Below are 20,813 nucleotides of genomic sequence, written 5' to 3' on the forward strand. Positions count from 1 at the left end.
CCTATCGAGTCTCGTTGGTTTTACTTAATTGCGTAAGTACTTCTACTTGATTATCTATACGTTGGCTGCTCTGAGTTGCTTGCTTGTTAATAACAAAATGAAAACCAGCAAAAAGCGAAACAATCGATGCCAAGCAAATTGATAAAATTACCCAATAAGGAATGTTTCGGCCTACCTTCATTGCAAACCCTTCAAGTGGCGCGCCATTATCAGATAGTTGCCCTCGTGGAGTACCACGTACATCTTCTATTTGCGCACGTACATCAACAATTAAGGCTTTAAGTTGCTCAATTCCTTTCACTTTGTAGATACCCTCAAAGCCAAGTTGCAAACAAATGTAATACACTTCTAATGCTGCAAACTTTGGCTCACCACCGGTACGAAGTTTTGCTAATCGCTCAAAAAACTCTTCACCCGCTCGATTATTACCAAAAAACTCAAGCTGTAAGGGTCTCGACATCCAATCCATTCGAAAATGCGCGCCAGAGCTCATTACAAATTCATCACACATTGCAGTCAGGGCAAACTTAACTTCCTGCATAACGCTGGTTGTTACTTGCTGGGTATAACAATTACGTTCAAACTCATCAAAACTCGTAAGTAACTGCTCCCGAAAGTCGTTTAGTTCAAGATCTGTCGATTGCTTTAACTTTAAAGGCGCAAGCGCGTTTATCACTGGCGCAATACAGGCGATTAAATCAAGTTCGTTTTTTGCTTCTTGCATTGTCTAGCGTCCTAATTTCTTGCCACAGTAACAATTTCGACCTGCGCCGCTTGTAAGCCAAATGGAATAAATAAACTAAGCGATTGCTCTTCAACAATTTGCTGCCAAATAAAACCATGAGTCTCTAAACGGAAGTATTCATAGCCACTTTTGATAGCTAGTTTATTAGGTGGTCGCTGACAATGTGTTAACTGCACGCCCGCAAGAGCCGATGCAATCATAATTTCGAGCTTTTCTGTGGCGCCAACTTTGACCTGATCACTAAACGTATCAATCCACTTGGTATCTTCAGATTCAAAGTATACGGCCAAGTAGAAGTCGTTATTATCAAAAATGGCTGAATCAATGGTGGCAACCTGGTAAATGGCGTTCGATACTTTCTCGAGTTTAAGACCTGCCATCTTTTTAGGAACAACACCTTCAAGTAATTTACTCAATAAAATATCTAAGGTGCCAAAGACATGAGTCAATTGCTTATGCTGATAAGGCGGGATTTGACTCACTAAATCACTGTGCTCGAACATCGACACAGAGCTAATTAAGTCAACAAGCTCGCAATATAATCGCTCTGGATGAACTAGTTGTACGTTTTTTAGATGGTCTAAACGTTTTGCAGATGGTGCCATTGCATTTAACAACAGAAAGCTGTTCATTTCGTTAGGTCCAAAATCAGTAACCGAACCAAAATTCTTTCTGCGACCAAGCAATACGTTCACTTTTGCATTTACCAAGTTCGCCGTTCTATTAAGCAACTCGGTTAAATAAAACGAGGCCTGTATCGATAATAATGGCGGAACAAACTCTTTGCTGACTTTAAACGAGCCGTCTTCAGCGCGCATAATTTTGATACAAGCAAGCGTATCAAAATAGGTTTTTACATCGTTATCTGTCAGCAAAATATAGTTAGGTTGTGCAATTAGCACTTCACGGTTTCTTGCTGCATCGTGGTGATCACTAAACTCAATGTAATCTGCTTGATAGGCACTGAGTTGGCCACTAGTTGCATAACCTTCAATGTCGCTCACAACTTTATTTGCAGCAATCGCTAAGTACACAGTGACTTCATCTGTATCGGCAGCTAATTCAAGCTTTAGTTCTTCGTGATGTTGACGATCAAACTCAAGTAAACGCCCATTTTCAAGAATCGCTTTAAAGCTGATCACCTTTAAAATACCGCGAGCGAGTGCTGATTCATCAATAGTGAGGTGGTGTAAACCAAAGGCCAATGGCGAAATCAAGCCTTGTCTAACAATCTGATTTTGCTCATGGTAGTCATCAAACAACTGAAAATGCTGCTGTGCTAGCAACACGCCTTCAGCCCATACAGGTTTCATTGGCCCTTTAACGTTCATTACTCAGCCTCGTCTTCATCTGGTAATTGAACTTCGTTATTTGTAATCAATACATCTAACGATGTAGATAATTTAACGGGCCCATCACCGAGCGGGTAAAACGTTTTCCATTTATCACCTTGGCGATCTCTAAAAAGGGCGACAATGGCAACAAAACGCGCATTTTCTGCTTGTTCAAATTCTATTTTTGTTTTCTCAGCAGGGTTAATTGTTTTTTCTTCTACGGTGATCAACGTATTTGACAGAACTGACTTATCTGATTTCCACAAATCTTCAAACGTAGCTGTTTTAAAGCTCTGTATATCTGAAAGTTGATACACTCTGAGTACCACAGGCAAAGCTTCATCAAATTGGTTCAAATTAAGATTATCTGTCGCAGTGATATCTAGCTCTACATTTGTGCTCATACATGCTGTTAAAGACATAAACAAAGTAATTAGCACTGCCTTTTTAATTGCAAAACGCATTCAAAACCCCATTGATTTATTAGATTAATTAATTTTTACAAAGAACTTCTTCGTAAACAGGACAGATTACTCGATTAAATCGCATTGATGCGCAATCGGACCATTTATGACTATTGAATATTTTAGGAAAAATACCTGAACGTTTATTTTCTTGATTATCAACAGCCAGAGACTTAATAACCACATCATCTACAGAAGATATTATTTTTGTATTTAGTACAATCAACTCATCAATATAAGCACTAATATCTTCTTTAATTAAAATGATTTTACCTTCATTTTTAGGTGGACTATTCAGGAAAAAGAAAAACTGATCGATCACCGACGCTGAAAACACTCGATGTGCTGGAATACCGGTCTGATCAAGTAAGGAAGAGATACTTTTAGTAAGAGACCAAGCCAAAAAATAAAAGTTATCGACTTGATTTATAAATAATTTTTTATCCATAAAATCATCCTTGATTAACCAAAAAAAGTACAAAGCCATGTCATACTTTTGGTACGTTAGTCCTTAAAACGGGGGCATAATACAAACATCCTTTCAAAAAAGTCAACTCAATACAGCTCAAAAATAAAACTAATTTCGAATTAATATAAAAACTAATAAAAACGTATTAATTAGCATTTAATGGCATTATGAACAAAATTATGGCGCAATTATTACGATTACAATTATTCTATTGAATATTGATTAATAAGTGTGTATTTTCCCATTTCTTGCTACAAGACTTAGTTAAAAAAGGACAAGGATGTGTCTAATTCTCGACTATTAATTGATGTAAATAACATAACCCTAAATGTCACTCAGGTAGATGGAATTGAGCAATTAAATCAAGGGTTTGAGTTTATTCTCATTGGTGAATCCAGCCAGCAAATTCTTTTAGAGCATCTGCTTTTACAAAGCGCATTAATTACATTCGTTAATAAAGATAATTTTTTTCGCCACCTAGCAGGGATCATTTTTGAGTGTGATAATTTAGGTACATTCAAAGGTAAATATCGATATAAAATAATTATTAAAGATAGATTGAGCACATTAAAAAACATTACAAACAGTAAGGTTTTTATTGGCGTTAATTTAAAAGATATTATTTTTTATTTAGCAGGCCAAGCTGGCTATTCACCTGGGCAAATTGATTTTCGTGTCGGATCATCACTGCCAGCGCTTCCACAGTGTGTGCAAGCAATGGAAACCAACTGGCACTTTCTACAACGCATACTAACCCAATTTGGCTTGTTTATTTGGTTTGAAACAAAAAATAACATTGAACTGTTAGTGATCAGTGATAGTAACTTAAACAGCCCATATTTGCAGCGCGGTGTTGTATCAGTCAAAAACTCGGCCGGTATGAATAACGATGAAAATACCGCTTATGTTGGCTTTTTTAACAGCCAAGTACATCACTCTATTTACAATGATCGCACTGACTGCGTGGCCCATGGACAATATTTAAAGGTCGCAAGTAACAGTCAATCTTACTTTGAACCATGCGCAGCAACACCCAGTGCCGCCTCATTACAAGCGCAAGATTTCAGTAACGCGTTAGCCTCTCTTAATAAAACAACGCAGCTAGTGGGTAATGTATGTGATTTATTTGCGGGTAGCTCAGTTGCAATTGACGACCAAACCGGCACGGGCAGTAGTGCTGATTTACTGTGTGTTAGCGTTTATCACAGCAGTGAACAACCTAATGACGAAAATAGTCACCAAGGTTTAACACGCTATAGTTGTAAAGCCCAATTTATCGAACGTGGTACGCCTTTTAAAGCCAAACCTTTGCCACATCAACCCAAACCTATGGTATTTCCGGCTAAGGTAGAGTCTTTAACGACTTCTAGTTTCATTGATGATTTAGGTTGCTACCGTGTGCGAACTAATTTTGACACAACAGCAAGGCCAATTGCGCAATCAAGCCAAGCAATTCAGCAACTTGCTTTATACGCATGTCAAAACCAACCTCAGGCCACTGGCTGGCACTTCCCCCTTGTTGGTGGTTCTGAGGTACTTATTGGCTGTATAAATAACGACCCTAACAACACGTTTTTAATAGGTTTTGCGATGAATGAATCGCAGCCAAGTGTTGTCACCGCTGCAAATAATACGCAAAACAGGCTGGTCAGTGCGGCGCAAAACGAGCTGCAGTTTGATGATGACAGGCAAGCACCTAAAATCATTTTACAAACCTTAGCCAATGAGCACTATCTTGAGCTCAATGCCAAAAAATCAGGCCGCCAATTTATAGAATGGATAAGCCAGCTCGGCACCATTAACTTACATGCAGGAAAAGACCTTTGCCTAACAACTGAGAACGACAACATTCAGTTTGTGATTAAAAATAATCAGTTTATTGATGTTAAAAACAATGTTTCGCTCAGCACTCAAAACCGCGATATCAACATGCAAAGTGCAGGTAGCCAAGCATGGCAAGGAAAAAACACTCTTATTGAATCTCGTCAAGCACTGTCGATGGTCAGTGGTCGCGCAGTTAAAACCTTTGCGCAAAGCGATATTCAGCTTAAAACCAACTCAAGTGACTTAACTATTTCGGCCCCCAATGGCTCAACATTTTTACAAACTAACCAGTCAATCGCGATTACAGGCTCAGGCCGTGGTGATTTAATTCTCCATAACGAAGGCGGCGAAATTAAACTCGACAGTCAAGGAAATGTTGAGATTATTGCCACCGATGTACTCACCCTCGATGGCACATTTATAAATTTTGATGGCCCCGTTGATTACGATATTGAAAGCCCAAGTACAGCGTGTGCACCTAGGACTATACCCTCAGCAACTGTGCCAACCGTTACAAATTTCGATATTTCTGATTCAGGAGTTGCAACACGCCAAGATAAAGTCATTGAGCTTGCTTACTTTTACAGTGATGGCCTTCCGGTTGAAGATATTGCTTTTCAAATTCAGCACTCAAACAACACTTTATATGAAGGAACATTAAGTAACGGCTTAGCGACTATAGATAATGTAGCCCCAGGTAACGTCATTATTGAATTTATTGGTGCGACTGAAGATGATGTGAACACCCTTAGAAAAGAGCTAAAGACCAATTTAACTGCGATGGTAAAAGAAATTCGCAGTCAAGCCAAAATCCAAGAAGATTTAATTGCTCAAGAAAATATAGCTATGCAGGGATTAATCTACACAGGCGCATTCATAACTGGTTTATATGAACAAGGTGCAAGTATTGTTACTGGTACAGCAGATTTAATTGAATGGGTAGGTGAAAGTATCTTCGACATAGGGGCTGCATGTTGGCGGTTACTCGAACATTTAGTTCGAGGTGATATAGAAGCTTTACGACAAGAAATAGAATTAATATTAGAAAATACGACCGAGGGGTTTGAAGCCGTTGCTGATGGCTTTAAAACACTGATTATGATTGCGCAAGATGAACAAGCGCGTACATTAATTGCAAATTTCCCTTACGATTATTTTGATGCCCATTCTAGCGTTGAGAAAACCAGAATGGCAGGTCAACTTGCTTTTGAAATCATTTTTGCATTATTAACCTTTGGAGCAGGTGTTGCTGTTTCTGCTATTTCAAAATCAAGGTATTTTGTGAAAGCAGCACAAGCAATTCAAAAATTAGCTGAAGCTATTAAATTAAAACGATTAAACTACTCTCGTAAAGGTAATACTGAGCAACACCAAGTCGACCGAATAGAGAAACTTGATGATGAACTCACCATCGGCAAAAAGCGTAGCCGCCCAGAGCCTAAGTCATTAAAAGAAGCGCAACTAAGACTCGAAGTCGCAAGACAAAACCTTCTAAAACATGGCTATGTGGCTAAATACACAGATGAAGAGTTAACTGCTTTAGCAAAAAGTGGGGCTGTAATAAGTGAACGATTTCATGTGCGCTTCATGGAATCATCATATTTAGAGTATGACGGTAATCCAGGATTGTTAGGGGCGCCATTTAGAGGTGAGACGGGCTTTGGTGCAAAGTATTGGTCAACTACATTTGACCAATTAGAAAATGCAGATTCCGATCCAGAAATAATCAGTAAAGTTTTGGGGCTTGATTATGACCAAAATAAAAATTACTCACTTATTATTATAGATACACAAAAGACACATGCACTAGCAGATACCAAAAGCATTGTGCCTACGTATGAAAACCTCAATAATTTTGCGCGAGATGAGTTATCTGAAAAATTCACGACTGAACAATTAGATACGCTGCTTACCTCCGAATTTCAAACTAGATACAATGAATTGTTTACTGATGCACTCAACTCTGGCCTTATGGAGGCTGAATGGGATACTGAGGGAGCCCTAAAATACTTTTCAAATTTAAAATTAACTCAAAGCAAATTTGAACTTTTAGAAAAAAGACTTGAAATGCAGCAAGTTATTGGCAATAACCAATATTATTTAGGTAATGGTTTAACAAAAAATTTATTAGATGGTACAGACTATGGCGCTGTTGAAACATTTAATTTTGAGAGAAAGCTGATCAACTTAGAGCAATTTGGTGATTCCTTAAATATTACACCAGTAATTAAACCACTTAATCCCGGTAATTAATAATGACGACACAATTTTTACCCCAACTAAAAGAAATAAAAGACCCAGAGAATCCACCAAAAGGGATAAAACATCTAATTACAATTGAAGATTCATTAAATTATCCTGGCCGTTATCACTCCTTTTACAATCAAAACGGATACTTATCAGTTATCCTTCATTGGATTATTTCACCAAAAGGTCAAGCCCCATTTTTAGCTACTAGGCAATTTGATGCACCGCTGTCAATTTTACCTTGGTTCGTTAATAAATTTGAGTTTTTTACTAAAATGCCTCACGAAGGTGGGTTACCCCATGGAAAAATAAGCACTGACGATTTAGTTGAGGGTGAGGATATCGGTATTACAAGACTAATGGGGCGGTTAAATGCTAGAGGCGATCAAGGATATAGCCTATCAAACTATTCACGGAAAGACCATGAGACAACAAATTATCAAATATTGAATATCTCTGATAGCTATTTCTTTCATGGTGGATTTTTTGACACATGGAAAGAGCTTGCCAATAAATACGAAAACGGCACTTTATAGCAACAACGCTAAGGACAGCACATGACACCCAACTCACAAATCCCACAACAACTGGGTCAATACCTCTATCAACAAATTAACGATGACTGGTCGAAAGCAATGTTAGTTTTAGATTGCCAGCATGATGAAGTCATTACATGCCAGGCCTTTTATGAAAAAGAGGCCGATGAAACTCAGCACCCTATTGCCGTTTCTGACCATATTATTGATTTATTTAAAACACTGTTTGATTCTGCAATACAAAATCAACCAGAAAATTGGCAACGTGCGATTTTTAATCTCACTCGGCAGGGTAAATTTAGCATAGCTTTTGACAAAGAAAATAATGATGAAAACCAATAAACATTACTTTCAAAACCACAACAAACATAATAGGTAAAAATCATTAATTAATAACATTAATGAAACTATAATTTGAACCTTATTAGGATACATACTAAAATAGCTCAAAATTTATTATTGATGATAAATATGAAAGTCACGGAAGACGAATAATAGCTATCCCCCTCTATTGTTATTCCTTGATTCTTCATGAGTTTTCAAACTATAAGCGGTTTCGTTTATTGTGAACTATTAAATGGAGTATTTATGAAAAAGTTAAGCGCATTATTTGCCTTATTGGTTTTAGCAGGTTGTTCATCAAGCCATGATGTTGAGCCGCAACCTGAGCCTATTGCAGAAGTAACACCTGAAGTGGTTGTAGATGAATCGGTAATTTCATTAACGGTGGTCACAACACCTGATGATGCGCGTGTTCGTATTATGAATATTAAACCTGTTTATGAAGATGGTATCGAACTTGATGAAGGTAAATACGATATTGAAGTAACTAAGCCAGGTTACTTAACTTACCGTAAATGGGTTGTTGTTGATAAGAAAACAATTCTAACGATTGAGCTTGATAGTATTGAATCAATTCAAGCTGCTCAATAAGTGGTTTTAATAAAAAAGGAAAGCAATGGCTTTCCTTTTTTTTGATCTTCTTTTAAATCAACTGCAAATAATACAGTGACGACAGTGCACTGCAATTAACAATAATTGTTAACCAAAGTACGGCAATAAAACTGCGTTTTTTAGATTTATGTCTTAACCATTGCTGTGCAATTAATGAACCTGGCCAGCCGCCGATTAATCCTAAAATATGCAGTGTACGCTCAGGTACTCTTATCACATGCTCGCCATGTTGCATCGCTAAACGTTTATCCCAGCCATATACCAAAAAGCTTATTAAGCTCGCTACGCTGTAAGTGCTTGCAATTAAGAAGGTAATATTAAGTTGCCACGATACCAACCATAGCAGCGCTAAGAACAACAATGAAAATGTAATTAATGTTTTCTTAATCAATGAACTATCACCTATACTCTGCAAAACAAATTAATTTTATCGGGGCGCTATTATGGCATACCTAAAATCATTTTTACTATCAATCTGCCTATGTTCACTTTCTGCTATGGCAGCAGAGCAACAACTTGATGACAAGCTAAAAGTGTTTGAGCCTTACTTAGGCACGTGGCAGTCTGACTTTAATGTCTCAGCAGGTAAACCTGCGGTGCAAGATGTGAGTACCTGGCAACGCGCGCTCAATGGCACAGCAATTAAAACCATTCACTCTATCAATGAAGGTGAATATGGTGGTGAGTCGATGATTTTTTGGGACAATAAAAAGCAGTCTTTGGTGTTTTATTACTTCACTACGGCAGGGTTTTATACTCAAGGTACAATGAATGTACTTAGCCCTACTCAATTTGTTGCTTATGAAAATGTAACGGGTAATAAAGAAGGGATCACTAAGGTGAAATCGACAAGCGAGTTTAAAGACAACAGCTTTGTGGTGTCGACCTCTTACCTTAAAAAAGGTCAATGGACAAAACCCGATACCCGAACTTACACCCGCAGCGAAAAAACAGTTAAGTTTAAATAAAAGCTTTAAAAAAGGGTAAGGCGTTTATCACCTTATCCTTATATATTAATGTCTAAAGTCTGCCATTAATGCTGGAATACCTGGCAGCATACCTACCATCGCCATTACGCTTGTTAAAATAACAAACATTACTAATGGAATGATCCAGCGGCTCATTGGAGACAGCTCAGAGCTTCGTTCTTTACAACCAATTAAGCCCAGATTGTCGAGTAACATAGTTAATGACCAGCCAAATGCAGGATTAACTAAAGTCGATGAAAACACCACAATAGCAGCCGATTGCGTAGTTTTACCTTCGCGGGTCATTTCCATACCCGCTTCTAGAAGTGGGATAAACACACCAACTATTAGCGCGACGCATAACACGGGTTGCCAAATAGCTAAATCCATTGGGTAACCCCAAATACTGGCAATAATACAAAATAACGCCGTTAATACCGCACCTGCTGGAATTGGGCGTTTAGCGATGGCTGCTGGCACGATGTAGGTTCCCCATGAAGAGGTAAAGTTAGAGCCGCCTAACAAAGAACCAAACGTTTGGCGGATTGAAGCACTGAACATGGTATCGTCAATGTTCATTTGTACTTTTTCTGTGCGTTCTGGGTAACTAATTTTTTGGAATACTTGATGCCCTAAAAAGTCAGGTGACCACATAGCAACCGCAAGCACCGCGAATGGCAATACCACAACAAAGCTCTCTAGGGTCGGTAAACCCAGCATCCAACCAGTGTTTTCACCCCACCAATACATTGGGTTCATATTTGGTAAACCCGGTGCTGTTTTAAACTCAAACGGCGCTCCCAGTAAAAATGCAATTAAACCGCCAAGTAAACAGCTTAATGGCACGGCTAACCAACGTTTTTTGTAGTGCTCAAGTAATGCATATAACACGATAGTCGACAAAATCACAATGAAAGCAATATGGGTCATATCAATACCTTCAGCCCATGTAAACAGCTTTTTAACCTGCGAAATCGTGCCAATAAAACCAAGGTAGAGCAGTAAACCTCCACACACGCCTCGGCTGGTTAACCCCGCCAGTAAACTCCCGCCTTTACTAAGTGCCAGTAACAGACCAAACGCCCCTATTAATAGACCGAAGGCCATTGGGTGACCCCCTGCAGCAACCACAATAGGGATCAAAGGAATAAGCGGCCCATGCGTACCCGCTAAGTTTGCTGTTGGTAAAAAGAAGCCCGAAAATAATAAAATGAAGATCGATACAATTAACAGTTCATAACGCACGTTTTCTAGAATAAAGCCTTCACCTAAGCCCAATGGCGCGGCAAATGTTGCAGCAATTGCACCCACCATGACCACCTTGCCTATGGTGCCTGCCATGGCAGGGATAGAGTCTTCTAATTCAAACCGATAATCACGAAACGGTAAGTTAGGACGCCAGCGCTTAGGCTGCATAATTTGTAATTCGTGTTCAAGGTATTCGTCACGACTCGAAAATTCACTACTTGGTTTATGAAGTGCTTGATAGCTTTGCTGGTCGGTATGAGTATCCGATCCTTGTTCAGCAGGCGTTTTTGACGCTGATTGCTGCCTCGTATTCATGAGTTCTCCTACTGCCTATCTTGAAAAATTGTGTGAGTTTTTATTATGCAGTTAGGGTAAAGCAGCCAGATACAAAACACGATTAGGCAAAAGGTCGGGTATGAATTTATAAAATAGGTGTTTTTAATAAGTTGAGAACATCTGAATATAATCTTAACGCATTGATATTTATTGAATTACTGATAATAAACCCTTTTAAAGAATAAGCTCTTGGTTGTTTTTTAAGCACATTAACTATTAGTCTAATAAATTGTATGAATAGCAAACAACTAGAGAAAAATCACTTTTAGTTTAATCTAATTTGCCTATTCTCCAACTGCTAATATACTAATTTATTAGTAGCTTGATTAATACTAACTCGCCGGTCGGTGGCTTTCTTACATAAGCACATAAAGGGATGTATGAACACACAGCTCAAACCTTGGCAATTTAATATCATTGTTTGCTCTGTTTATCTGCAGTTTGGCTTGTTTACTATGCAAGTGTTAAAAACACTGGCGGTATGGCCACCAGCAGGAGTCGCATTAGCAGGCTTGATGTTATTTGGTCGTAAAGCCTGGTTGGGCGTTGCATCAGGCACCTGTTTAGTTGTGCTTTGTTACTTTTATCTCAGCGGCTTAAATCCATTCACGTTTAAACACATAGCAATAAATGCCGCAACAACCACAGGTAATACTCTCGCTGCTTTAACTGCATTTTGGCTAATTAACCGAAAACTTAAACAACACACACTGCTGACAAGCGTCACCAGTTTAGCCAGAGTGTTTATTGTTGCTTGCATTGCGATTGGCGTGATTTCTGCGCTTTTCGGTGTGGGCATATACTCGCTAGTTAGTATCGAGTGGTTTAATGGCTTGTATGTTGGCATATTAAATTGGAGCATTAGCAATGCCCTAGCGGCGATTGTATTCACCCCAGCCCTTTACTTTTTCTGGCGAAATTGGCCACACCCGGTCACGCCTAGTGAATTTTCTAAATTTCTGTTGCTAACTTTGACCGTGGTTTTGTTGTGTTATTTTATTTTTGGCCCCGCATACACAACCATGACATTACCATTTTTGCAACCTGCATTACTGTTGTTTCCGCTACTTTATGCTGCCACGCGATTATCACCAACCGCCACCAGCTGCATGAATATGTTGGTGTTTTTTGCAGCTTGGGTCGGAAGTAATCAAGGCTGGGGCTATTTTTATTATCATCATCCTAAAACAGCAGAAGTGACCATGCAGTTTTTCTTTTTATTCACTCTTTCAGCGGTATTACTTATTCAAGCTGTGTTTATTCAGCGCAAGAAAGAACAACAAAAACTAACCACCATGCTCGAACAAAAAGTAGAAGAAAGAACCTATGAGCTAGAACGTGCTAAGCATGAAGCATTAGCCTTATCTGTGACAGATCATTTAACACAACTTTATAATCGCCGTGGTTTCTTCGAAAAGGTTAATCAGCAGTTTGCAAAATATCATGACGCGCAAGGTACCTGCTCCTTATTACTGTTAGACTTAGACCAATTTAAAGCTATAAACGACAAGTTTGGCCACGCTACTGGCGATGAAGTAATACGAACCACCGCACATAAGCTCATCCAACATAGCAAAGCATCAGATATTGCGGGACGCATTGGTGGTGAAGAATTTGTCTTATTTTTACCTATGGCAAATAACCACACAGCCTTTGCTATCGCAGAAAAGATCAGAGCCGATATCGAACAACAAGACATCATCGCCGACAACAAACACGTTAAATTCACCGTGAGTATTGGCGTAAGCACCTTGCAAGCAAACGATCAGCATATAGAATCAATGTTAAAACGCGCCGATAAAGCATTGTACCAAGCCAAAAACCAAGGCCGTAATCAAGCGCAGTGTAGTTAGAATGAGTTGCGAGCTGCTAGTTACGAGAGTAAAGATACGAGATGCGAGGCACGAGTCTGTAGCAGCGATTTTACATCGCGTTTTTCTCGAACCTCGCACCTAGCCCCTTTACTCTTGTAACTAGCAACTATTTTGTCTTTAACTTATTCAACTCATCATCTTGTTGTGCAACGAGTGCATTGAGTGTTTGGCTACCATCTCCGGCTTGGGTAGATAGCTCAGCTAGTTGCGATGCGGCATCTGAAATTAACGTCAGGTTGCGGTTTATCTCTTCTGTAACTGAGCTTTGCTCTTCTGCAGCCGTTGCAATATGGGTAATTTGCTGCGTGATTTCGTCCACTTTGACGACAACTTCGTGTAATGCATCAAATGCAACGGAGGTTTCATCTACCGCGGTTTGTGCACGCACAACTCCTTGTTCAATTACTTTAGAAGCGTTACCTACTTCTAGCTGTAAGCTGTCGATTAGGCCACTGATGTCATCGGTTGATGAACGTGTTTTTGAAGCAAGTGCCCTTACTTCATCAGCTACTACCGCAAAGCCACGGCCTTGTTCACCAGCCCTTGCCGCTTCAATTGCTGCATTCAGTGCAAGTAAGTTTGTTTGCTCTGCAATTGTTCTGATCACATCTAAAATTTGTGTAATGTCGTTACTGCGTGCCGCAACTTTTTCAACCGCTTGGTTAGCCTCTTTGATTTCATCCGACATTGTTTTAACTTGGGTAACTGCAGACGACAAGCTCGATTCACTACTCACCACAAGGCTGTTTATTTCATCAGCTTGTTGCGCTGATTGCTCTGAGGCTCTTGCTACTTCGAGTGCTGTTGCGCTCATTTCATTCATGGCGGTTACTACGCTCTCAATTTCTTGGAACTGCGCTTGAACATTGTGCTTAGTATCAACAGCAACACTGGTCGCTAAGTGAGCCTGCTCTTTGGTTTGCGTTGATACATTTTTAAGCTCACCAATTAAATCGCGCAATTTAGCAAGAAACGCATTAAAGCCTGTAGCCAGTGCTATTAGCTCAGCGTGAGTATCAACATGCAAGGTTTGGGTTAAGTCACCTTCAGCGCTGGCAAGGTTATCAACGCGCTGTTGAATTTGCTGTAGTGGTGCCACAATTGTGCGGATCACTAAGGTCATGATAACAAAGGCTGCACCAGCAATAATAATACCTGTAACCAAGATTAAGCCGCCTAGTGTATTGGCATTTTCACTCATGCTATTTGCCAGTGCATGCGGCCCTTCAAGGGCAAGCTCAGCGGGTACTTCAATCAATAAGTTCCACTGTGTTTTCGCAAGCTTAATGCTAATTGGATAGTTAACTAAATACTCATCACCGACTTTAAATACACCACTTTGTTTTTTCGCTTTAACGTAATTGTCTAAAGTGCTTTTTGCCACCGCCTCTTTTAAGGGTCTGCCTAGCTTATCTTTGTAATGGCTACTCCCAACCACTAAATCGAGTGAGCTTAATAAAGTGACGCGGGCTTTACCGTTATACAGCTCTTTTGAGAGCTTTTCAGTCATACTTTGAAATACAGGCAATGTTAAATCAACCCCAGCAACACCAATAAATTCGTTATCACGAAGAATGGGAACAGTTAAAGAGGTCATCATTTCAGAGTAACCTGGGGTGATTTCGTATAGGTAGGGCTCCATAATGCAGGGTACTTTGGTGTCTTTTACACACAAGTACCACTCAGCTTCCCGCTGGCCAAATTCATTGAGCGTATCGACATATTTCTCAGCTACATCGTCAACCACTTGTTGTTCTATTGCGCCGTCTCGGTTGCGCGTAAAATAGATTTCGAGTGTGCCAACGCCTGCTACAGAATGATCATACCCGCTGATAAAATTAGCATCACGGCCATCAAACGCATTTGCTTCAAATTGCGAATAAATAGATGAAAGAATAGTATTTTTTTGTAACAGAGAGCGATTCAACTCAACCACAGCATCGCGAGTTAAGGTACCTGCCGCATCATGATCGCCTAAAATAGCGGCAAATGAATAAGGCACTCGGTACGCTTCGTTAATAAATCCGGCAACCTGTTCACCATATGCGGCAGCATTTGAGGCGAGTTTGTCTTCAACTTCAGCAACAATCAGCTTTTCTGATTGCGCAGCTAACTGTTGGTTACTGTTTGACAGTTGCCACCATAAAACACTCGATAAAACAAACACAGTAATAAATATACTGCCTACCGTAAGCCATAATAACTTTTTCGCTAATGCTAACTGCCGCATCGACATTTCCTGTTTTTATTGTAGGTTTGCTAATAGTTTAGACCATTTGCATGACTTTACAGGGACAATTAGAAAAAAAGTATGGAGTTTTAGTGTGATTAGGCCGCTTTGTTAAGTTAGCGCAAATTTTGCTGCCATTCGGTGGGTGACACACCAAACCATAGCTTAAAGCGACGACTAAAAATCGACAGCTCCGCATACCCTAAACGCAGTGCTAAGTCGGTCATATTTATATGCTTTTTTTGTAATAGCCGCATTGCCTCTGACTTTCTTACTTCGTCCAACAATTGCCGATAACTGGTGTTATGCTCGGTTAATATACGTTGCAGCTTTTTGGGGTGGAGCCCTACACTTTTGGCGGTATTTTCTTTATTGCACTCACCGGTTGCTAGCAACATTTTCATCGCACTTTCTATTTGCAGCATTTCATCGGGGAGTTTGTTAAGACGTTGCAGCTCAAGTTGGTCGGCTATTAAGGTGTCTAAAATGGCATCATTGAGCTGAGGTTTATAGGATAAAAATGCGCTTGAAAAGTAAATCGCATCAACGTCACTTTTAAACTCAACCTCGCAATTTAGCACTTTATTAAATAAAGGCCGCTGGTTCACCGCGACAGATTGCCGTAAACACACTTTATCGGCGCGCCATTTCGGGCCAACTAATTCTTTTAATATTTTATTGACCAAACACACTGCCAACTGCGATTTTTGCTCAAACTCGTGTTTTTCGTCAGAGAGTCGGACAAAACGGACCTCACAACTCGTTTGCCCAAATAAGGCAAGGTTTAGCACAATGCCTTCGGCATGCAGGTATATGTATTTTTGAGCAACATTAAGGGCATCAAGAATCGTAGGTTGGCGAGACATGTAAGCACCAATCAAGCCCACAGTGCTCATACTTTGTGATGCGCCAAGCTTTAAGCCAAAACATGGCTCATCACACACTTGGGCAGCAAGTTCAAGTAATTCAAGGTAATGAGCGTAAACAACAAAACTGTCTGGGTCGCGTAGTTGTGCGGGTAAAATACCCGCTTTCTCCAACAAAGTAATAGGGTTTACACCATATTGTCTCACTAAATTCTCAAACCCAGCTAAACTAGAAGAGCGAATTAAACTTTCCACGCAGTGTGCCTTTTGTCCTAAAGAGTCATTTCAGTGTCCTAAAAAGTCAAACCAACTGCAAGTGATTTATTTATGCTAGAACAAACTCTGACAAATAGAACATACAGATGAACATTGCAGCAAAACCGATAAACATCGACAACATTTTAATGGCCGACTTAGTCGCGCAGCGCAGCCACGCTAAAGCTGAGGGTATTGAAAACTACCAGCAAAGACGTGAACACTTACTTGCGTTAAAAGCTATTATTACTGAGAACCAAGCACGTATTATCGAGGCTATTAATCAAGACTATGGTAATCGCTCTCGCCATGAAACCTTGCTGGCTGAAATCATTAATGCCTGCGCAGATATCAATAGCACTTTAAAGCACCTTAAAAAGTGGATGAAAGTGCAAAAGCGACATGTTGATCATCGTATGTATTTAGGGGCAAAAAACCGAGTTATTCCCCAGCCGCTTGGTGTTGTAGGGTTAATTGTGCCTTGGAATTTCCCGATAAATTTAGCCTTTAGTCAATTAGCTGCTGCATTTGCAGCAGGTAATAAGGCGATGGTTAAAATGTCTGAAAATTCACGGCATTTAAGTGCGCTTTTAGGTGAGCTTGTAGGCCACTATTTCAAACCCGAAAAGCTGCAATTTTACTGTGAGACTGGTGAAGTAGGCATCGCCTTTTCAAAGCTTCCCTTTGATCATTTAATGTTCACAGGCTCAGGTGAAACCGGTAAAAAAGTGATGGCTGCCGCAGCACAAAATCTAACGCCTGTAACCCTTGAGTTAGGTGGTAAATCTCCTGCTGTGATTGCGACTGATTACCCGATGCAAAAAGCTGTAGAGCGCATCATGTATGTAAAACAAATGAACGCGGGGCAAATTTGTACCAATGTTGATTATGTATTTGTGCATCAGTCTCAACTTGCGCTATTTATCGATACAGCAACACGCTGGGCAAAAAAGCATGTACCAGATATTCATAGCCAAGACTACACAGCCATTATTGATGACCGCGCATTTAAACGCCTTACAACCTGTATTGAAGAAGCCAGGCAACTCGGCGCTGACGTTATTACGCTTAGCGACCAAGTTGCAGATGCCAATACGCGAAAGCTGCCTCTGACATTAATTTTAAACAGCAATGACAGTATGAGCATTGATACTCGCGAGACATTTGGACCTATTTTAATGGTAAAAACCTATCAAGACTCGCAGCAGGTCGTTGATTATATTGCAGGGCGAGATAGGCCTTTAGCTTTTTACCCTTTTAGCTACGACAGACAGCTTATTAACTTTTATATTGAGCAGGTGATGTCGGGTGGTGTAAGCGTTAACGATGCCCTATTTCATGTCGGTCAGCACGACTTACCTTTTGGTGGCGTAGGTGCCAGTGGTATGGGGCATTACCATGGCTATGAAGGCTTTTTAACCTTTTCAAAATTACGTCCGGTGTTTTATCAAGCCAAGTTTTCGAGCGTGAAATTTTTAATGCCGCCTTACGGTAGATTTGCCGATAAGCTTTTAGCCTTTTTAAGTAAATTAAATTCATAATAATAAACACCAACAGGTGATAATAATGCAGCAACACACATTTGATTTTGACCAAATTATTATAGGCTCTGGATTTGGTGGCTCGGTTAGTGCGCTTCGCCTAAGCGAAAAAGGCAACCGGGTTTTAGTACTCGAAAAAGGCCTACGTCGCGACGATAAGGAGTTTCCAAAGACCAACCTAGATATCAAAAATTATATGTGGCAGCCAGAAATTGGCCTAAAAGGCTGCATTCAATTTTCGTTTACCAGCAAAGTCACTGTGCTGCATGGCGTGGGTGTGGGTGGTGGCTCACAAATTTATGCCAATGTGCACCTTATTCCTGATGATGAAGTATTTCAATCTCCAGCGTGGACACGAATAAAATCAGACTGGAAAGAAAGTCTAAAGCCCTACTATGGCCTTGCACAGCGCATGTTAGGCAGTGCCAAAAATACTTATACCAATGTTGCCGATCACACACTAAAAGAGATTGCCGAGCAGATGGGTCAAGGTGACTCATTCAAAACCGTGAACACTGGGGTACTTTTTGCAAAACCCGGCGAAGCCTATGACAAAGAGCTACCCGACCCATACTTTAATGGCGATGGTCCAAGACGAAATACCTGCCATTATTGTGGTAGCTGCATGATTGGTTGTCGCCATAATGCCAAAAACACCTTAATGAAAAACTATCTGTACTTTGCCGAGCGCAATGGCGTAGAGATAAGACCCAGCTCTGAAGTAATCAAAATCACCCCGCTCAATGCAGATGGCAGCGCCGGATACAAAATTAAGATTAAAGATACCAGTCATCGCAACAGCCATATTTATACGCTAACAACACGTGGCGTTGTGCTAAGCGCAGGGGTCATGGGCACCGTGCCTTTGCTTTTAAAAATGCGCGATAAAGACAAAACATTGCCCAATATTTCAGCTTGGCTAGGTCAGCAAATTCGCACTAATTCAGAAACCCTCACCACCGCGAACAACACCACTAAAAAAGTTGATGATGGTGTTGCGATCAGCTCATTTATTTCGGTCGACAAAGACACCAATATTGAAATTTGCCGGTTTAGAGAAGGCGCCGATGGCACATGGCTATATTTACCTTACGTCCCTATGGTGACTGGAAAAGGGCTCAAGCGTATTGCTAAGTTTTTAGTTAATACACTGCGCCATCCAATAAAAACAGCCAAAGTCTTGCGGCCAAAAGGTAAAGCCCGCAGCTCGATTCTATTTTTGGTGATGCAAAAATCAGAGGCGTTTATTCACCTTGAATGGCGACGTAAATGGTATCGATTATTTAAAAACGGCATTACTGCGGTGCAAAAAGACAATGACACGCCGCTTAGTGTTAGTTTTCCAAAAGCAGAAGAAGCAACCAAACTCTACGCCGAAAAACTCGGTGGCGTGCCGGGCTCAGCCTTATCTGAAGTGCTCTTTGGTGCCCCAATGACGGCGCATATAATGAGTGGAGTCGCCATGGGAACTGATGCCTCTAACGGCGTAGTTGATAGCTCTGGAGAAGTGTTCGGCTATCAAAACCTACGAGTTATTGACGGCTCAATCATACCGGGTAATTTAGGGGTAAACCCATCATTAACCATTACCGCATTGTCGGAATATGCAATGAGCCAAGTGCCGGTATTCGATGCAGCCCGAGCAAGCAAGATAAAGCCAATAGAATTTAGTGAACCACGCGAAGGCCTAGTATCAGCGCTTACTGGTTCAGGTGATTTAGCAAAATCGATTGCTGAAAAACAAAAAAGCCGTGCATAAAGCACGGCCTATTTTGATAAATAGCAATTAGATCACTGATAATTCTACAGCAATGTTACCACGCGTTGCGTTTGAGTATGGGCATACTTCGTGCGCTTTATTAACCAGTTCAAGAGCAGTGTCTTTATCAAGATCACCTACCGATACCGCAAGTTTAACAGCAATACCAAAACCACCTTCGATAGGACCAATTGATACTTCAGAGTTAATATGAGTATCAGCAGGTAATTTAACTTTTGCTTGGCCAGCCACTAACTTTAATGCACCGATAAAACAAGCCGCGTAACCTGCTGCAAATAATTGCTCAGGGTTTGTACCTTGACCATCATCACCACCTAACCCTTTAGGAGTTGATAGTGCCACATCTAAACGACCATCATCTGATTTTGCTGTGCCTTCACGGCCACCTGTTGCTGTTGCTTTTGCTGTGTATGCGACGCTTTGTAGTTCTTTCATGATTACTCTCCTAATTGAGTGAAAATATACTTTGCATACAAAATATATTAGATCAGCTTTTTCGGGATTGCAAATACTTTGTATGCAAATTAAAATACACGTATTGAATTTTGAGGAGCGAGTATGAAATACCCACAGCTAAAATTAGATAACCAGCTATGCCATCGCTTATATATGGCATCGAATGGGATTGCCCGTGCGTATAGAGATTCTCTTAATCAATTAGATTTAACCTACCCGCAATACGTAGTGATGATGGCGCTGTGGGAAAAAGATCAGATCAGCATTGCTGAATTACTTGAAAAAACCGCCATTGATGGTGGTGCAATGACGCAAATTTTGAAAAAAATGAGCGATAAAGCATTGTTGTCGATCACCAAAGATAGCCAAGATAAACGCAAACGACTCGTGCAGCTCGAAGCCAAAGGCAAGGCGATGCAAGATCAAGCTGCCGATATACCGTCGCAAATTCGTTGTCGCTTCCCAAGCATTAACGAACAACAAGCACTGCAACTGATTGAGTTACTCGATTTAGTAAATAGTGACCTTAATTAACAAAAATTATTTGAAAGTGAATTTGGATAATACCAACTTGCTTAATAAAGTGGGCTTTTTGAGGCAAGAAAACCTCGTTGATAACAAGGCAAAAATTTCGTTATGTTGTTTTAAATGAGAAATTTTTAACGCTGGTAGCGACAGGTTTGCTC

General features: G+C 40.3%; 18 protein-coding genes. 9 read left to right on the plus strand and 9 right to left on the minus strand.

The annotated features are described in order from the left end of the window. Nucleotide 1: 1 nt before the first annotated feature. Genes icmH through AN213_RS03215 form a run of 4 tightly spaced genes read right to left on the minus strand, consistent with a single transcriptional unit; the run spans nucleotide 2 to nucleotide 2,991 of the window. Nucleotides 2–724 (minus strand): type IVB secretion system protein IcmH/DotU, encoded by a 723-nt coding sequence (gene icmH, locus AN213_RS03200; protein WP_054554075.1) that lies wholly within the window; start codon nucleotides 722–724, stop codon nucleotides 2–4. Nucleotides 725–735: 11 nt separating this feature from the next. After that, complete coding sequence (gene tssK, locus AN213_RS03205) at nucleotides 736–2,076, minus strand: type VI secretion system baseplate subunit TssK (protein WP_055197349.1); 1,341 nt, start codon at nucleotides 2,074–2,076, stop codon at nucleotides 736–738. Further along, nucleotides 2,076–2,543: a type VI secretion system lipoprotein TssJ gene (gene tssJ / locus AN213_RS03210; protein ID WP_082389302.1), complete on the minus strand. Its 468-nt coding sequence runs from the start codon at nucleotides 2,541–2,543 to the stop codon at nucleotides 2,076–2,078. The genes tssK and tssJ overlap by 1 nt, the downstream gene beginning before the upstream one ends. Nucleotides 2,544–2,571: 28 nt before the next feature. After that, a complete protein-coding gene (locus tag AN213_RS03215; RefSeq protein ID WP_055197462.1) occupies nucleotides 2,572–2,991 on the minus strand; it encodes a hypothetical protein in 420 nt (139 codons plus the stop codon). Between the two features lie 303 nt (nucleotides 2,992–3,294). Between AN213_RS03215 and AN213_RS03220 the strand changes: the two genes are divergently transcribed. The 4 genes from AN213_RS03220 (at nucleotide 3,295) to AN213_RS03235 (ending at nucleotide 8,552) form a co-directional block, all read left to right on the plus strand. Next, on the plus strand, nucleotides 3,295–7,089 hold the full coding sequence (locus AN213_RS03220) for a type VI secretion system Vgr family protein (RefSeq protein WP_055197351.1): 3,795 nt from the start codon (nucleotides 3,295–3,297) through the stop codon (nucleotides 7,087–7,089). A gap of 2 nt (nucleotides 7,090–7,091) precedes the next feature. Then, nucleotides 7,092–7,619 carry a hypothetical protein gene (locus AN213_RS03225; protein WP_055197353.1) on the plus strand — a complete coding sequence of 176 codons (528 nt, stop codon included), beginning with the start codon at nucleotides 7,092–7,094 and terminating at the stop codon, nucleotides 7,617–7,619. Nucleotides 7,620–7,640: 21 nt separating this feature from the next. After that, nucleotides 7,641–7,961 (plus strand): immunity protein YezG family protein, encoded by a 321-nt coding sequence (locus tag AN213_RS03230; protein ID WP_055197355.1) that lies wholly within the window; start codon nucleotides 7,641–7,643, stop codon nucleotides 7,959–7,961. Nucleotides 7,962–8,207: 246 nt separating this feature from the next. Beyond that, on the plus strand, nucleotides 8,208–8,552 hold the full coding sequence (locus AN213_RS03235; protein WP_055197357.1) for a PEGA domain-containing protein: 345 nt from the start codon (nucleotides 8,208–8,210) through the stop codon (nucleotides 8,550–8,552). 52 nt (nucleotides 8,553–8,604) lie between these two features. On the opposite strand, the gene AN213_RS03240 is transcribed toward AN213_RS03235, so the two are convergent. Then, nucleotides 8,605–8,964 (minus strand): DUF1294 domain-containing protein, encoded by a 360-nt coding sequence (locus AN213_RS03240; protein WP_055197359.1) that lies wholly within the window; start codon nucleotides 8,962–8,964, stop codon nucleotides 8,605–8,607. A gap of 52 nt (nucleotides 8,965–9,016) precedes the next feature. Here AN213_RS03240 and AN213_RS03245 point away from each other — a divergent pair, with 52 nt between their 5' ends. Continuing rightward, on the plus strand, nucleotides 9,017–9,541 hold the full coding sequence (locus AN213_RS03245; RefSeq protein WP_055197361.1) for a hypothetical protein: 525 nt from the start codon (nucleotides 9,017–9,019) through the stop codon (nucleotides 9,539–9,541). A 45-nt stretch (nucleotides 9,542–9,586) separates the two neighbouring features. Here the strand turns inward: AN213_RS03245 and AN213_RS03250 are convergent, their stop codons facing one another. Then, nucleotides 9,587–11,104 carry a DUF3360 family protein gene (locus AN213_RS03250; protein WP_055197363.1) on the minus strand — a complete coding sequence of 506 codons (1,518 nt, stop codon included), beginning with the start codon at nucleotides 11,102–11,104 and terminating at the stop codon, nucleotides 9,587–9,589. A 401-nt stretch (nucleotides 11,105–11,505) separates the two neighbouring features. Here AN213_RS03250 and AN213_RS03255 point away from each other — a divergent pair, with 401 nt between their 5' ends. Continuing rightward, nucleotides 11,506–12,978, plus strand: coding sequence for a diguanylate cyclase (locus AN213_RS03255; RefSeq protein ID WP_055197365.1), 1,473 nt, complete (start codon nucleotides 11,506–11,508; stop codon nucleotides 12,976–12,978). A gap of 127 nt (nucleotides 12,979–13,105) precedes the next feature. Here the strand turns inward: AN213_RS03255 and AN213_RS03260 are convergent, their stop codons facing one another. Next, entirely contained in the window at nucleotides 13,106–15,229 is a 2,124-nt protein-coding gene (locus tag AN213_RS03260) for a methyl-accepting chemotaxis protein (protein WP_054562548.1), read from the minus strand. A gap of 116 nt (nucleotides 15,230–15,345) precedes the next feature. Beyond that, nucleotides 15,346–16,350 (minus strand): AraC family transcriptional regulator, encoded by a 1,005-nt coding sequence (locus tag AN213_RS03265; RefSeq protein WP_054562549.1) that lies wholly within the window; start codon nucleotides 16,348–16,350, stop codon nucleotides 15,346–15,348. 107 nt (nucleotides 16,351–16,457) lie between these two features. On the opposite strand from AN213_RS03265, the gene AN213_RS03270 reads away from it, so the two are divergent. Together AN213_RS03270 and AN213_RS03275 are read left to right on the plus strand one after the other, a co-directional pair. Beyond that, complete coding sequence (locus tag AN213_RS03270; RefSeq protein ID WP_095209695.1) at nucleotides 16,458–17,891, plus strand: coniferyl aldehyde dehydrogenase; 1,434 nt, start codon at nucleotides 16,458–16,460, stop codon at nucleotides 17,889–17,891. Between the two features lie 25 nt (nucleotides 17,892–17,916). Beyond that, nucleotides 17,917–19,650 carry a GMC family oxidoreductase gene (locus AN213_RS03275; protein ID WP_055197367.1) on the plus strand — a complete coding sequence of 578 codons (1,734 nt, stop codon included), beginning with the start codon at nucleotides 17,917–17,919 and terminating at the stop codon, nucleotides 19,648–19,650. A 27-nt stretch (nucleotides 19,651–19,677) separates the two neighbouring features. Here AN213_RS03275 and AN213_RS03280 read toward each other — a convergent pair whose 3' ends face one another. Beyond that, a complete protein-coding gene (locus AN213_RS03280) occupies nucleotides 19,678–20,106 on the minus strand; it encodes an organic hydroperoxide resistance protein (protein ID WP_055197369.1) in 429 nt (142 codons plus the stop codon). 123 nt (nucleotides 20,107–20,229) lie between these two features. On the opposite strand from AN213_RS03280, the gene AN213_RS03285 reads away from it, so the two are divergent. Then, entirely contained in the window at nucleotides 20,230–20,661 is a 432-nt protein-coding gene (locus AN213_RS03285) for a MarR family winged helix-turn-helix transcriptional regulator (protein ID WP_055197371.1), read from the plus strand. The last annotated feature ends 152 nt before the right edge of the window (nucleotides 20,662–20,813 follow it).

It is taken from the genome of Pseudoalteromonas sp. P1-8, from assembly GCF_001399985.1.
GTDB lineage: Bacteria > Pseudomonadota > Gammaproteobacteria > Enterobacterales > Alteromonadaceae > Pseudoalteromonas.

What these genes read in the sequence shown, in the direction of transcription:
- icmH (WP_054554075.1), bottom strand. Translation starts at nt 724, where the DNA reads ATGCAAGAAGCAAAAAACGAACTTGATTTAATCGCCTGTATTGCGCCA.
- tssK (WP_055197349.1), bottom strand. Translation starts at nt 2,076, where the DNA reads ATGAACGTTAAAGGGCCAATGAAACCTGTATGGGCTGAAGGCGTGTTG.
- tssJ (WP_082389302.1), bottom strand. Translation starts at nt 2,543, where the DNA reads ATGCGTTTTGCAATTAAAAAGGCAGTGCTAATTACTTTGTTTATGTCT.
- AN213_RS03215 (WP_055197462.1), bottom strand. Translation starts at nt 2,991, where the DNA reads ATGGATAAAAAATTATTTATAAATCAAGTCGATAACTTTTATTTTTTG.
- AN213_RS03225 (WP_055197353.1), top strand. Translation starts at nt 7,092, where the DNA reads ATGACGACACAATTTTTACCCCAACTAAAAGAAATAAAAGACCCAGAG.
- AN213_RS03230 (WP_055197355.1), top strand. Translation starts at nt 7,641, where the DNA reads ATGACACCCAACTCACAAATCCCACAACAACTGGGTCAATACCTCTAT.
- AN213_RS03235 (WP_055197357.1), top strand. Translation starts at nt 8,208, where the DNA reads ATGAAAAAGTTAAGCGCATTATTTGCCTTATTGGTTTTAGCAGGTTGT.
- AN213_RS03245 (WP_055197361.1), top strand. Translation starts at nt 9,017, where the DNA reads ATGGCATACCTAAAATCATTTTTACTATCAATCTGCCTATGTTCACTT.
- AN213_RS03250 (WP_055197363.1), bottom strand. Translation starts at nt 11,104, where the DNA reads ATGAATACGAGGCAGCAATCAGCGTCAAAAACGCCTGCTGAACAAGGA.
- AN213_RS03255 (WP_055197365.1), top strand. Translation starts at nt 11,506, where the DNA reads ATGAACACACAGCTCAAACCTTGGCAATTTAATATCATTGTTTGCTCT.
- AN213_RS03260 (WP_054562548.1), bottom strand. Translation starts at nt 15,229, where the DNA reads ATGCGGCAGTTAGCATTAGCGAAAAAGTTATTATGGCTTACGGTAGGC.
- AN213_RS03270 (WP_095209695.1), top strand. Translation starts at nt 16,458, where the DNA reads ATGAACATTGCAGCAAAACCGATAAACATCGACAACATTTTAATGGCC.
- AN213_RS03275 (WP_055197367.1), top strand. Translation starts at nt 17,917, where the DNA reads ATGCAGCAACACACATTTGATTTTGACCAAATTATTATAGGCTCTGGA.
- AN213_RS03280 (WP_055197369.1), bottom strand. Translation starts at nt 20,106, where the DNA reads ATGAAAGAACTACAAAGCGTCGCATACACAGCAAAAGCAACAGCAACA.
- AN213_RS03285 (WP_055197371.1), top strand. Translation starts at nt 20,230, where the DNA reads ATGAAATACCCACAGCTAAAATTAGATAACCAGCTATGCCATCGCTTA.